Genomic DNA, 13,658 nt, shown 5'->3' on the forward strand with positions numbered 1-13,658 from the left:
CGTGTCAACACGCGGCCGCCCCGCGTTACAGTCCCGGGCCCGGAGACCACTTGGCCGCAACGCGTCTCGGGCGGCCACCCGTTAGCCTTTGATGACGCCGATGGGCCGCAGGCGCACCACCTTGCCCGCCAGCCCGGCGTTGTGCATGACTTCCACCACCCGGGACACGTCCTTGTAAGCCTCGGGGGCCTCCTCGGCCAGCCCGGCGTCGGAAGCGCCCCGCACCACGATCCCTTTTTGCAGCAACTCCTTCTTGAGTTCGGAGCCGCGGGTGCCCTTCTTGGCCTGGGCCCGCGACTTCACCCGCCCCGCCCCGTGGGAAGCACTCCCGAAGGTCTCGGCCATGGCCCCGGGGAGCCCCACCAGCACGTAGGAGGCCCTCCCCATGTCCCCCGGTACCAGTACCGGCTGGCCCACCCGGCTGTACGCGGGCGGCAGGGCGGGATGACCGGCCGGGAAGGCCCGGGAGGCTCCCTTGCGGTGCACACACAGGCGGCGCCGCTTCCCCTGCACCTCGTGCTCCTCGAACTTGGCGATGTTGTGGGCCTGATCGTACAGAAGGGACAGGTCCAGGTTTTCCGGCCGAGTACGGAAGAACCGGGCCAGCGACTCCCGGACCCAGTGGGTAAGGATCTGGCGGTTGGCCCAGGCGAAGTTGGCAGCCGCCGCCATGGCGGCGAAGTAATCTTTCCCTTCACGGGAACCGAGAGGTGCACATGCCAGCTGCCGGTCGGGCACCTTGATGTCGTACTTCGACAGCGCCTGGTCCATCACCGCCAGGTAGTCCGTGCACACCTGGTGCCCCAGACCTCGGGATCCGGTGTGCACCTGCACCACCACCTGGCCCGGGAACAGGCCGAAAGCCCGGGCAACCTCCTGGTTGAACACCTCGTCCACCACGGAAAGCTCGAGGAAATGGTTACCCGAACCCAGGGTGCCCAGCTGGGGGGCCCCGCGCTGCTTGGCCCGCTGGCTCACCCGGGTGGGGTCAGCACCCGCCAGGCTGCCCCCCTCTTCGATGAAGGCCAGATCCTCGGGGCGGCCGTATCCCTTATCCACGGCCCAGGCAGCCCCCCGCACCAGCACCTGGTCCAGTTCCGCGCCTTTCACCGTAATGCGTCCTTCGGAGCCCAGCCCGGCCGGCACGTCCCGGAACAACTGGTCGACCATCTCTTTCAGCCGGGGACGCACGTCCTCCTCGCGCAGGCTGGTACGCAGGATGCGGACTCCGCAATTGGAGACCACAAAACCGTTGGCGATGAAGTTGTGATGTGGGTCGTTCACCGTGAAGTCATACACGGGCTCCTGCCATGCAACACGTTCCTTCCGGATGACACGGTCCCACACCTGACCTGTCGTACCCAGGTCCTGCGTCCGCTCAGAAAGAAATGTAGCAAAGTCGACGAATTCCGTGCCGGCGGGCACGGGCCCCTCCCGGCTCTCCCACAGCCTGCGGAGCCGCAAGTACTGCGCCGCCGTATTGCCAAGCCATTGTTTGCGGCGGCTGTACTCAAAGCCCACGCGGGCCCACAGCGAGATCAGGTTATCGGGTTCGCCGGAGATCTGCAGCCGAAGCCTGACCGATGCCTGTCCGTCTTTGCGATCGTACGCATCGAGCTCCCCCAACACAGTGCTTGCGATGCCGAATTCGGAAAGCAATTTCTGGATATCCTTGAGGTACCGCTGCCCCTCTTCGCGCCGATCACCGAGCACGCTCATGGCCAGCACTGGCGTGTGAAAGCCGGAGGGGTTGCCAGTCAAGGTTTGAGGAGCTGTCAGTTCGGCCCCAAATAGAGCTGCCAGGAACAACCGTTTCATCCATAGGGGTGACCTGTGCAGCCACCCTGGGACCGCGAGCCCGGGCTGCACCTTGTCCCCGGCCGTAGCACCCAGGCAGGCCAGGAGAAGGGCGAGGGCTGCAGACCCACACCGAACCCACGATTCAGTGCGGTCAAAACGTACAGTGCCGTGCCCGGCCTGGATCCGACCGGAGCGATGACGCCTGTAGATGCGCGAAGGGATAAAGCCCAGCCTCCTTATGTCCTCCTGGATTCGCTCCAGATCCTCAGGCTGGCCGTAAAACACCAGCAAAGGGCCACCGGATTCCAGGGGCTGCAAGCCGCCTTTTCCCTGGAAATAACCCAAGAGCTTGACCAGGTAGGGTAGAAGGGGGTGGTTCATGCGGAGGGGCAGGAGCTCTCGCTCCGTGAGCACCCGGAGGATCCGCCCCAGGCCCGGGGCTGGTCCCCGGTAGGCCGCCTCCACGTCCACCTCCGTCACCAGGATCTCGTCCCCGGGTTGCTCGTAGGGGACGCCTTCGAAGGGGTACACCGAGACTGCGTCACTGATATCCAGGTCACCCAGTGCGACCATCCCTTTCCTGGTGAGGAAGGGGTGGTCAGCCGTCGCGACGATTTCCCTTCCCGATTCCGTGGTCACCTTGAACACGGGAGACCTGGGAGGGTACTGCTTCAGAAACGCGAGGATGGATGTGTCCCGCACCTCGGTGTGGGGATTGACGCAGCGAACCCGCTCGTGCACCCAACACCGGTCGAAGGCTGTGATGGGACGATGGTAACCGAACTCGTGCAGGACGCGCACTTCCCCGGCGAGGCAATTTATGTCAAACCCGATGCCCCCGGGGGAGATCACGCCACCATCGACCGACGTAGCGGCCACGCCGCCGATGGGAAACCCGTACCCCCAGTGGATGTCGGGCATGGCCAGGGAAGCCGCCACGATCCCCGGCAGCGAAGCCACGTTGGCCACCTGCTCGGGGGCCTGATCGTCCCTGATCTCCTCCAGCATGTCAGAAGATGCGTAAATGATGCCGGGGACGCGCATGAAGCCGCGGTAGGAAACGGGGATGCGCCACCTATACGCATCCAGGCGCTCAAGGGGACCTTCCCATCGCTTGCTCACCGCCATCCTCCCTCCCCATCACAGATCAAAGACTACCTGCACCGCCATCCGCTTCCCCTTCCTGGCCAGTTTGAGACCGTGCAGGGTGGCCGCCTTTATCTCCCGACGCAGACGGTGCCGGGAACGGAGGGGTTCGCCCCGCGCGACCGCCCGCAACACCAGACCGCCGGCGGGGTCTTCCCCCACCGTCACCCGCTCCAAGTCTCGCCACACCACCCTTTCGGTCTCATGCCGGAAGATCAACTCGTTCAGGAAGTTGACCAGTGCGGACTCGGGGTCCCGGCCGCGGGCCTCCACCTCCCACTCCTGCTCGGGGCGCACGCCCCGGCGGTCCCACGACAGGGACCACAGCCCCAGGGCGGCAGCCCGTACCACATCTTCCAGGCTGTCACCCGTCACCGCCAGGGCCAGATCGGCAGTGTGGGGTACCAGTCTCCACCTGGCGCCCGTCGTCATCGTCGCGGTCAGGCGGCCACGTCGCCGTCGATGAGGGCAACGGCCGCCACCTCGTCCCCCTCTTCCAGCCGCATCAGCGTGACTCCCTGGGCCTCGCGGCCCTGCACGGGAATGTCTTCCACCTTCACACGGATCACGATGCCGGCGGCGGAAATGAGCAGGGCCTGATCCCTGGGACCTGCCATCCTGATCCCCACCACGGGCCCGTTCCGGCGGCTAACCCGTACGGCCCGCATGCCCTTGCCCCCGCGGTGGTGGGGGCTGAACTCCTCCAGCAGCACCCTCTTGCCCATGCCGCGGGCGGTCACCACCAGCAGGGCGGCCCCCTTGCGGTACACGGTCAGGGAGACCACCTCGTCCCCCTCCTCCAGGCGGATACCGGTGACACCCCGGGCCGTGCGCCCCATGGGGCGGACGTCGGTCTCCGGGAAGCGCAGCACCTGGCCCTGCCTGGTGGCCAGGAATATCTCGTCTTCTCCTCCCGTCAGCCGCACGCCCACCAGCTCGTCTCCCTCTTCCAGTTGGACGGCCCACAGGCCGGTGCGACGGGCGGTGGCGAATTCGGCCAGGGGAGTCTTCTTCACCAGCCCGCGGCGGGTGGCGAAGAAGAGGAACCGGTCGTCGGTGAATTCGCGCACCGGGATCATAGAGGCCACCTGCTCGTCCGGAGAAAGGGCGCACAGGGCCGATACGAGCTGGCCCTTGGCGGCGCGGCTTCCCTCCGGTATCTCGTGGACGCGCACCCGGTACATGCGCCCCTGATTCGTGAACAGGAGCAGGTGATCCAGGGTGGAGGCCACGGTCAGGGCGCCCACGGAGTCATCCTCGCGGGTGGCGGTCGCCATCACCCCTCTCCCGCCCCGCCGCTGGCTGCGGTATGCGTCCAGGGGCTGGCGCTTGACGTACCCGTCCCGGGTAAGGGTAATCACCATCTCCTGGTCGGGCACCAGTTCCTCCAGTGTGGGCTCGTCCGGGGCCGGTACGATGCGGGTACGCCGGGGATCAGCGTGGCGCTCCTTCACGTCCAGGAGCTCCTTGCGGATGATGCGGTACACCATGGACTCGTCCGCCAGCACCGCCCGGTAGTACTCGATGTCCCTGAGCAGGCCCTGGTACTCCTCCTCTATTTTGTTCCTTTCCAGGGCCACCAGTCGCTGCAGCCGCATGTCCAAGATGGCGTCGGCCTGCTTCTCGGTGAGGCCGAACTTCTGCACGAGCCCGCTGCGGGCCTTGTCCACTGTGGGGGAATTCCTGATCAGGCGGATGACCTCGTCCAGGTGGGCGAGGGCGATGCGCAGGCCTTCCAGGATATGGGCCCTGGCCTCGGCGCGGGCCAGGTCGTGGCGGGTGCGGCGGACCACAACGTCCTTCTGGTGGTCGAGGTAATGGCGGACCATGTCCCGCAGGGTGAGGACCTCGGGGATGCCGTCTACCAGGGCGAGCATGATCACGCCCAGGGTCTGCTGCAGGGCGGTGCGCCGGTAAAGCTGGTTCAGGACCACCTGAGGGGAGGCGTCTCGCCGTAACTCGATCACCACCCGCATCCCCTGGCGGTCGGTTTCGTCACGCAAATCGACGATGCCCTCGATTTCCCTGTCGCGCACCAGTTCGGCGATCTTTTCCACCAGCCGGGCCTTGTTCACCTGGTAGGGCAGTTCGCTCACCACCAGCCGGGTGCGCCCCCCGGGCGCGCTCTCCACCTTCACCTGCGCCCGCATGGTGATGAGGCCCCGGCCGGTAGTGTAAGCTTCCTTGATCCCCTCCGTCCCCAGGATCAGCGCCCCGGTGGGGAAGTCGGGGCCCGGGATGTGGTGCATGAGTTCCTCACTGGAGATATCGGGGTGCTCGATCATGGCCAGCACCCCGTCGATCACCTCGCCCAGGTTGTGCGGGGGGATGTTGGTGGCCATCCCCACCGCGATTCCCGCCGAGCCGTTCACCAGCAGGTTGGGGAAACGGGAAGGCAGCACCAGGGGCTCGCGGTACTCTCCGTCGAAGTTGTCGCCGAAGTCAACGGTCTCCTTTTCGATATCGGCCAGCATCTCCATGGCCAGGGGCGTGAGGCGGGCCTCGGTGTACCGCATGGCCGCCGGCGGGTCACCGTCCACGCTGCCGTAGTTGCCCTGGCCATCAACCAGGGGATAACGGGCCGCGAAATCCTGTGCCATCCGCACCAGGGTCTCGTACACGGGCTGGTCGCCGTGGGGGTGATACTTCCCCAGCACCTCGCCCACGACGCGGGCGCACTTCTTGTAGGGTTTGCCGGGCTCCAGCCCCATTTCGTACATGGCCCACAGGATGCGGCGCTGGGCGGGCTTGAGCCCATCCCTCACGTCAGGCAGGGCCCGGCTCACGATGACGCTCATCGAGTAATCGATGTACGAGCGCTGCATCTCTTCTTCGATGGGTATGGGGATCACTTTGCCCAGCGCGGCCAAAGGCAATCACTCCTCGGTAAGGTCAGCTTCTCAGGCGATGGTATCCAGGTTGCGCACCAGGTGCGCGTTCGCCCGGATGAATTCCCGGCGGGGTTCCACCTTCTCCCCCATCAGGATGGTGAATATACGGTCGGCCTGCATGGCGTCCTCCAGGGTGACCCGCAAGAGCGTCCGTGTCTCGGGGTTCATGGTGGTCTCCCACAGTTGCTCCGCGTTCATCTCGCCCAACCCCTTGTAACGGGTGATGTCGGCCTCCCCCGCGCCGCCGAGTGACGCCAGGATGCGATCCCGTTCCGCGTCGCTGTACGCGTAGCGGGCCTCCCGCTTCCCCTTGCGGGGGACGATGCGGTAGAGGGGGGGCTGGGCCACGTACACGCACCCTTCCTCGATGGCGGGACGCATGTACCGGTAAAAGAACGTCAGTAACAGGGTGCGGATGTGGGCACCGTCGACGTCGGCGTCGGTCATGATAATGATACGCCGGTAGCGCATGCGCTTCGGCTCGAACTCCTCGCCGATGCCGGAGCCGATGGCGGTAATGATGGCCCTGATTTCCTCGTGGTTAAGGATGCGGTCGAGCCGCGCCTTCTCCACGTTTAGGATCTTTCCCGAGAGGGGAAGGATGGCCTGGAAAGCACGGTCGCGGCCCTGCTTGGCGTTCCCGCCCGCCGAGTCACCTTCCACTATGAACAGCTCGCTTTCTTCCGGGTCCCGGCTCTGGCAGTCGGTGAGCTTGCCGGGCAGGGAGGCCACGTCCAGGGCACCTTTCCGCCGCACCAGTTCCCGGGCCTTGCGCGCGGCTTCCCGGGCCCGGGAAGCGGTGACAGCCTTCTCGGCGATCTTACGTGCCGCGCTGCCGTTTCTCTCCAGGAAACCGGCCAGGGCGTCCGCAATCACCGCCTCCACCGTGCTGCGGACGGCGGTGTTGCCCAGCTTGGTCTTGGTCTGCCCCTCGAACTGGGGGTCGGGGAGTTTCACGGAGAGGATGGCGGTGAGCCCCTCACGCACATCTTCTCCCGCCAGGTTCTCTTCCTGCTCTTTGAGCAGGCCCTGACGGCGCGCGTACTCGTTCATCACCCTCGTCAGGGCTGCCTTCAGGCCGGTCTCGTGGGTGCCTCCCTCCGTGGTGCGGATGGTGTTGGCGAAAGAGTACACGCTCTCCAGGAAGGAGTCCGTCCACTGCAGGGCGGCTTCCACTTCGATGCCGTCCCGCTGTGCCCGCACGTATATGGGATCGGGATGCACCGGTTCCCTGCCCCGGTTCACGAACTCCAGGAAAGAAACCAGGCCCCCCTCGGCGTAAAACACGTCCCTCTGTCCCGTACGTTCGTCAACCAGGGTGATCTTAAGGCCCGCATTCAGGTAAGCCAGTTCGCGCAGCCGCTGGGCGATGGTCTCGTAGTTGAATTCCGTCTCTTCAAAGATCTGGGGGTCCGGCTTGAAGGTCACGCGGGTGCCGACCTCTTCCGTGTCCCCCACTCTCTCCACATCGGTGGTGGGAATTCCGCGGGCATACCGCTGCCGGAACACGCCGCCCTCCCGCTTCACCTCCACTTCCAGCCACTCCGAGAGGGCGTTGACCACGGATACGCCCACCCCGTGCAACCCGCCGGTCACCCGGTAACTCTTGCTCTGGAACTTACCGCCGGCGTGCAGGCGGGTAAGGGCCACCTCCACCGCCGGCCTCCCCACGTGGGGGTGGATCCCCACCGGTATACCGCGCCCGTTGTCGGTAACGCTCACTGAGTTGTCTCGGTGGATGACAACGTCGATGCGGCTGCAGTAACCGGCCAGGGCCTCGTCCACGCTGTTGTCCACCACCTCGTAAACCAGGTGGTGAAGACCCCGGGGCCCGGTAGACCCGATGTACATCCCGGGGCGACGGCGGACGGGCTCGAGGCCCTCCAGGACCTGGATCTGGGACGCATCGTAGTCGGTGGCGTGATTACGTTCGTTCCGTACGTCCAATGGCATCTTCCTCCCGGCCCAGGGACCATCGCCGCGCTCGCCGGAGCAGGGCCAGCGTCGATAACGGGCTGAGATACGCGCCGTCAACCGTCAGCACCAGGGAGCGGGGCGGCCCTCCCGGCAGGAGCACGAGCTTCCCCCTGGCCCGAAGAGATTGTACCATTTCGCGGGTCGGTCCGTCGCGAGTGAGGTCGGCCCGGAGGATGGCAACGACGTCGCCTAAAAGCACCATGCGGTCCCCGCCCAGGTGCACGTACACGCCAGTCACCCCTCCGTTATCTTTTACCGCCGACCCGCAGCTCACCTTGCCCGCGAGCGCGGGCGGGCAGCGCACCTGCCTTGCGCCGGCTGCCGTTCACTTGCCCTGGGGCTGACTTGCCCTGCGGCTCGCCTGCCACAGGGGCAACAGGTCGCCCAGGGCCCTCTTCATCTCATCCTCACCGATGCGGGCCAGGGGCAGTCCGGTGGCTACGAGCACCAGCTCCTGCGCCCGCGCGCGCCACCCCGTCCAGTCCGCCCTGGGACCGGCCTCAAGGAGACCGGTGGCTTGTTGCCGTAAATCCTCCCGTATTGCATCCGCAGCTGCCTGACGGGCCAGCCGCAACTCCGGCCCTCGCAAGCCAGACACTTTGCCCGCCAGATCCTGCTCGGAGATCCAGGGGACCGAGCGTAAGGTGAGGGCCGCTTCCCGCACGCGAGCGGCAGCTCCCGCGTGGTGGCAGGTAGGACACAGAAAGGGCAGGGACACCCCCTCAACGGCGGGAACGAGGGCGGGATCGGCCCAGGAGCCACAGAGGGAACAGCGGTTCCACCCTCGCGCCACCAGTTCCTGCCGACGCCGGGCCGCCGCCGCCCGCACCCGGTACCACCGCCTCCGCGCCTCACTTCCCAGGGCCATCTCCACGTCGCGCCCCTCGTCTTCCCACTCCACGCTGGCCTCGTTGCCGGGCAGCCCGAGCGCCGCGCCGGAATCCACCACGGGGAGGACGTCTGCCGCGGCGCCCCCGGCGGCCCGGGTCCTGGCCAGAGCGGGGTCAACGGCGAAGCGGATGTCCCGGATCACCTCGCCCCCCAGCCGATCGTTGAGCCGGGCGACGAGGTGCGCCCGCATGAGGGATAGCTCCTGAGCCCAGGTGGAACTGGACACCTGGACCAGCAGTTCACCCCTTCGTACCAGTACCGGCCGGGTGTTCCTGGCCGCCGGGGCGCCCACCACCTCCCCCCAGATCACCAGGGCCATGCGTTCGCGCACCCGGCGGGCAAGGCCCAGCCGCTTCAATGTGCGCTCCAGCGTAACTCCCACCTGTTCCATGCCGCGCCTGGCCACGGACGATCACCTCTCATCGCGCGGAGTTCGCTTTATTCACACGCACTGCCCGGGGCACGGGGCCGGTCAATGGCCTGGCAACTGCGGGGGAATCGCATCCACACCTTGCGGCTGCACGTTGCCGGCCATCACCCGGAAGTAGTGGGCGGACCTGCCCGGCCACGGGGGAAGCCGGTCAGGGCGCACGCAGGTCAGGAATGCCTGTGCGGAATCGGGCAGGCCGGTGGTGAGGGCCCGCTGGCGCCTTTCGTCCAGCTCGGCAAACACGTCGTCCATCAGCAGCACCGGCTGGCACCCCAGCCGCTCGCCTAACAGGGCGAATTGCGCGAGCCTGGCGGCCAGCACCACCGAGCGTTGCTCGCCTCGCGATCCGTACTGCCGCACCTCCCGGCCGCGCACAGTGAACCAGAGCGAATCGCGGTGCGGACCGGCCAGCGTGATCCCGTACCTGACCTCCTCGCGGCGACGCCTGACCAATTCCTCGCGTAGCGAACGCTCCCACGCCCGCGGGTCGCTGGAACCGTCTACCGGGGGAATGTCGCTCAAGGCGGGGACCCAGGCCAGGGCCGCACCGCCCTCGCCCAGATCCCGGTAACACTTTTCCAGGAGGGGATTGAACGCTGCCAGCACCTGGTGACGGGCACTCCACAACCTGCCCGCCAGGTCCCCCATTTCCTCGTCCCAGGCCTCCAGCAAATCACCGTGCAGGTGGCGGGCCTGAGCCTCGCGCAGCAATTCGTTGCGCTGCATGAGCACTCGGCCGTAGCGAGCGAGGGTCCTCTGGTATCCGGGGATGAGTTGAGCAGCCAGCTCGTCCACGAAACGGCGCCGGACAGAGGGCTGCCCGGAAGCAAGCTCCAGATCCTCGGGAGCAAAAAGCACCAGGGGTAAGATCGACGCCGCGGTCCGGGCTGAGGTCGCCGACTCCGGGATGCTCAGGGTGCAGCCCCGCTGGGCCTGGTAAGAGGCTTTGAGCCAGGCAGTACCGGTGCCGCGCAGGTCGGCCCGGATGGTGAAGGCGTCCTTTCCCCAGGCCACCAGGTCTCCGTCTCGGGGCGTGCGGTAGGAACGGCCTGTGGAGAGGAAGTACATGGCTTCGATCAGGTTGGTCTTTCCCGCTCCGTTGGGCCCGTACAAAACGTTCAGGCCGGGCCCGGGTTCCAGTTCAAGGGCCACGAAGTTACGAAAGGAGGAAAGGAAAAGCCGGGTTACCTGCACTGCTCTGGGGGCGACCCCACCCGCCACCTCCCTCGTCCCCTCACCTCGACCCGATCCCCCGGAGCCAGCATCCTGGTCCGCCTGGTCTCCACCTGGTCGTTGACCAGCACCTGCCCCGCCTGCACGAGGAGCTTAGCCTGCCCACCGGTGGGTGCAGCGCCACACCACTTGAGAAAGCTGTCCAGGGCAATAGCAGGCGTGTGGATAGCCACTTCCCGCCAGGGTTGATCCATTCCCATCCTCCTACTGCCGCAACGGCAGTACATAGTAAGAGTAGCGGGCGGCGTCCGCGTCCCGAAGCATGCACACAGCCTGGGGTCCTGAGGCGGCAAAGAGCAAATCCTGACCCTCCAGAGCTTCCACGCCGTCAAGGAGGAGGTTGGCGTTGAATACGATTTCCAGTGGCTTGCCCTCGATCTCGGCCTCCACCTCTTCTTCGGCCCGACCCACAGCGGGAGAACTGGCTGCCACCAGCACGCGACCTTCCCCTATCTGCAGTCTTACCACCGGGAATCCGTCACGAGACATCAGGGCAGCTCGCTGGCACGCTCCCCGGAAGGCAGCCCGGTCCATGCGCACCCGACACATATATTCCCTCGGCATGACCTGCCTGTAGTCCGGGTAGGGGCTGGCCAGCAGCCGGCACACCAGGAAGGCTGAACGCCATTCGAACCAGACGTGGCTGGGACCGACCCGCACCGTCACTTCCCGTTCCCCGGAGGGCATGCGCAACAGCTGCTGCATCGCCCGGGCCGGCACCACCATGCTGCTGCGCTCCTGCCCCAGGGGGATGGCATCGGCTTCCCGGTAAGCCAGCCGGGTGCCATCGGTGGCCACCAGGCGCAGAGCGTCGTTCCCTGCCTCCCAGAGGACGCCGGTAAGCGCGGGCCGCGACATATCCTGCGCGGCAGCAAAGACAGTCTGTCTGCTCCACAGCCTGAGCTGGTCATCGGGGACCCGGACCCCCTGGCCGGTGGGAACTGAAGGCAGCACGGGATAGGAGGCCGGGTCGTACCCGTTGATCTCGTATCGCCCCCGGCCGGACTGCAGGGTGGCCGCAAAGCTGGTTGCATCCACCTGCAGATGCAGCTCCGGCTCCGTAATATGTCGTATGATGTCACAAAAGTACCGGTAAGGGAGAACGGCGTCGCCGGGCTCTTCGACGATGGCTGCCAGGGAGACGCGAATGGCCATGTCCAGATCGGTGGCGGTGACGTACATGGTGCCGTCTTCCGTTGCCTGCAGCAGGACGGACGAGAGGGTGGGCACCGTAGTGCGGGCGGGGACGGCGTGGCCGGCGAGGGAGAGCGCGGCGGCGAGTTCCGGGGGACGGACGGTGAGGCGCATGTTCTTGCCTCCCTGTGGGTATATGGTTTGGAAACCTGGGTGTTAGAGATTAATCGTAGTAGTCGTAGGGGCTGTGTATATTGTGGATAACTCGGTGAACAACTTGAGACGGCGGGGTTTGGGGCTGGGGAAAACCTGGGGGAAGGTCGAGGGCGGGGGGAAGTTTGTCGACAGGTGGGGAGGGAGCGGGAAGAAATCAACTGCTGTCCCCAGGCTGTCCACCGTCGTTGTGGGGATAACGCTGGGAGAGGGTCTGGGTGCGCAGGCGCTCACTGAGGGCGGCGATGGTGGCTGCCAGGTCCGGGTCCTGCTGCATCTGGCGGGAGACCTTGTCGCAGGCGTGCAGAACGGTGGTATGGTCTCGGCCGCCGAATTCCTCCCCGATGCGGGGGAGAGAGAGGTCGGTCAGTTCGCGGCACAGGTACATGGCGACCTGGCGAGGGAAGGCGACGGCCTGGGTGCGTTTCTTGGCGGTGAGGTCAGAGAGGCGGATCCCGTAGTATTCCGCCACGGCCTGCTGAATGGTGGCAGGGGTGATCTTGTGGGGGCGCTCGGCGGGGTAGAGGTCGCGCAGGACGGTTTCAGCGAGGGACACGGTGATGGGAAGGCGGTTGAGGGAGGCGAAGGCCACGGTGCGGATGAGGGCGCCTTCAAGCTGGCGGATGTTGCTTTCGATCTGGGTGGCGATGTAGAGCATGACGTCGTTGGGGACCGAGAAGCCCTCCAGTTGGGCCTTCTTCCTGAGGATGGCCACCCGTGTTTCCAGGTCGGGGGGTTGGATGTCCGAGGTGAGGCCCCACTCGAAGCGGGAGCGGAGGCGTTCTTCGAGGGTCGGGATGTCACGAGGGGGGCGGTCGCTGGAGATGACGATCTGCTTGGAGGCCTCGTAGAGGGTGTTGAAGGTGTGGAAGAACTCCTCCTGGGTGCGTTCCTTGCCGGCGAGGAACTGGATGTCGTCCACGAGGAGGACGTCCACGGCGCGGTAGCGGCTGCGGAACTGGGCGGTAGAGGCGTCGCGGATGGCGTCGATGAGGTGGTTGCTGAAGGTTTCGGTGGAGATGTAGAGGACGCGGAGGCGGGGGAAGTTGGTGGCGACCACGTGACCGATAGCATGCATGAGGTGGGTCTTGCCCAGGCCGACGCCGCCGTAGATGAAGAGGGGGTTGTAGACCCGGCCGGGCGACTGCGCTACGGCCTGGCAGGCGGCGTGGGCGAAGCGGTTGCAATTTCCCACCACGAAGGTGTCGAAGGTGTATTTGGGATTGAGCCGGCAGGAGTCATCGGCAGGGGTGACCTGACGTTGTGGGGATGAGGGCGGCGGGGGGGCGGCGGCAGCAGCAGCTTGCTGGTCTGTTTCAGGGACGACGAGTTCCAGGCGCAGGGGGCGGGACGCCGCCTGCGAGAGAGCGCGGCAGATGGGGTTGCGGTAGCGGGGACGTATGTAGTCGCGGGTGAACTCGTTGGGAGCGGCCAGGACGACAGTGTCGTCGGCCATGGCCACCGGGACCAGGGGTTTGATGAAGCGTTCGATGGTGGGCGGGCCGAACTCGCGCTCAAGCAGGGTTAAGGCGCGATCCCACAACTGGTCCAGTTCAGCCGTCACGGTATTCCCCCCAAGGTCAGGTGTGGTGGATGGTGTGATTGCATGGTTGGTATAACGGTGTGCATAAGGTGAGCGGGAGAGCAGGCGATGAGCGGGTACGGCTGGTGGTGGGGAGCAGGGCATCGTATAGCGTATCAACAGCTTGTCCCCAGGGTTATCCACAACCTGTGCATAAGACAGTTACGCGGGGAGCCGAACCGAGGCTTCCCGCACCCCGTATGATAGCAGAGGGAGGGACGAGCTGGCAAGGGGTCGCGTTGCCTCACGTAAAAAGTACTCGAAGCGAGGTCGTTGCCTCAAAACCAAAAGGTACTCGAAGGAGGCGACGGCCAGATGTTTCGAAGCCTAGACCATCCGGAATCGACGGGGGATGGTCAAA

Annotated in this window: 10 protein-coding genes; all 10 read right to left on the minus strand. The window is 66.0% G+C overall.

Annotated features, from left to right (window positions below):
• Window positions 1-81: 81 nt before the first annotated feature.
• The 10 genes from AB1446_10255 to dnaA all read right to left on the minus strand — a co-directional run bounded on the left by AB1446_10255 (window position 82) and on the right by dnaA (window position 13,279).
• Window positions 82-2,922, minus strand: coding sequence for an RtcB family protein (locus AB1446_10255; protein MEW6547275.1), 2,841 nt, complete (start codon window positions 2,920-2,922; stop codon window positions 82-84).
• A gap of 18 nt (window positions 2,923-2,940) precedes the next feature.
• A complete protein-coding gene (locus tag AB1446_10260; protein MEW6547276.1) occupies window positions 2,941-3,378 on the minus strand; it encodes an archease in 438 nt (145 codons plus the stop codon).
• Between the two features lie 8 nt (window positions 3,379-3,386).
• A complete protein-coding gene (gyrA, locus tag AB1446_10265) occupies window positions 3,387-5,816 on the minus strand; it encodes a DNA gyrase subunit A (GenBank protein MEW6547277.1) in 2,430 nt (809 codons plus the stop codon).
• A gap of 30 nt (window positions 5,817-5,846) precedes the next feature.
• On the minus strand, window positions 5,847-7,784 hold the full coding sequence (gene gyrB / locus AB1446_10270) for a DNA topoisomerase (ATP-hydrolyzing) subunit B (protein ID MEW6547278.1): 1,938 nt from the start codon (window positions 7,782-7,784) through the stop codon (window positions 5,847-5,849).
• Window positions 7,762-8,043: an extracellular matrix regulator RemB gene (remB, locus tag AB1446_10275; GenBank protein ID MEW6547279.1), complete on the minus strand. Its 282-nt coding sequence runs from the start codon at window positions 8,041-8,043 to the stop codon at window positions 7,762-7,764. The genes gyrB and remB overlap by 23 nt, the downstream gene beginning before the upstream one ends.
• A 96-nt stretch (window positions 8,044-8,139) precedes the next feature.
• Window positions 8,140-9,111: a DUF721 domain-containing protein gene (locus tag AB1446_10280; protein MEW6547280.1), complete on the minus strand. Its 972-nt coding sequence runs from the start codon at window positions 9,109-9,111 to the stop codon at window positions 8,140-8,142.
• Between the two features lie 66 nt (window positions 9,112-9,177).
• Window positions 9,178-10,356 carry a DNA replication/repair protein RecF gene (locus AB1446_10285; protein ID MEW6547281.1) on the minus strand — a complete coding sequence of 393 codons (1,179 nt, stop codon included), beginning with the start codon at window positions 10,354-10,356 and terminating at the stop codon, window positions 9,178-9,180.
• Complete coding sequence (locus AB1446_10290; protein ID MEW6547282.1) at window positions 10,320-10,562, minus strand: RNA-binding S4 domain-containing protein; 243 nt, start codon at window positions 10,560-10,562, stop codon at window positions 10,320-10,322. The genes AB1446_10285 and AB1446_10290 overlap by 37 nt, the downstream gene beginning before the upstream one ends.
• 10 nt (window positions 10,563-10,572) lie before the next feature.
• Window positions 10,573-11,676, minus strand: a complete 1,104-nt coding sequence (dnaN, locus tag AB1446_10295; GenBank protein MEW6547283.1) for a DNA polymerase III subunit beta — start codon at window positions 11,674-11,676, stop codon at window positions 10,573-10,575.
• 196 nt (window positions 11,677-11,872) lie between these two features.
• Entirely contained in the window at window positions 11,873-13,279 is a 1,407-nt protein-coding gene (dnaA, locus tag AB1446_10300) for a chromosomal replication initiator protein DnaA (protein ID MEW6547284.1), read from the minus strand.
• Window positions 13,280-13,658: the final 379 nt, after the last annotated feature.

It is taken from the genome of Bacillota bacterium, assembly GCA_040757085.1.
In the GTDB taxonomy this organism is placed as follows: Bacteria; Bacillota; Sulfobacillia; order JACIYH01; family JACIYH01; genus JACIYH01.

What these genes read in the sequence shown, in the direction of transcription:
- AB1446_10290 (MEW6547282.1), bottom strand. Translation starts at nt 10,562, where the DNA reads ATGGATCAACCCTGGCGGGAAGTGGCTATCCACACGCCTGCTATTGCC.
- AB1446_10260 (MEW6547276.1), bottom strand. Translation starts at nt 3,378, where the DNA reads ATGACGACGGGCGCCAGGTGGAGACTGGTACCCCACACTGCCGATCTG.
- dnaN (MEW6547283.1), bottom strand. Translation starts at nt 11,676, where the DNA reads ATGCGCCTCACCGTCCGTCCCCCGGAACTCGCCGCCGCGCTCTCCCTC.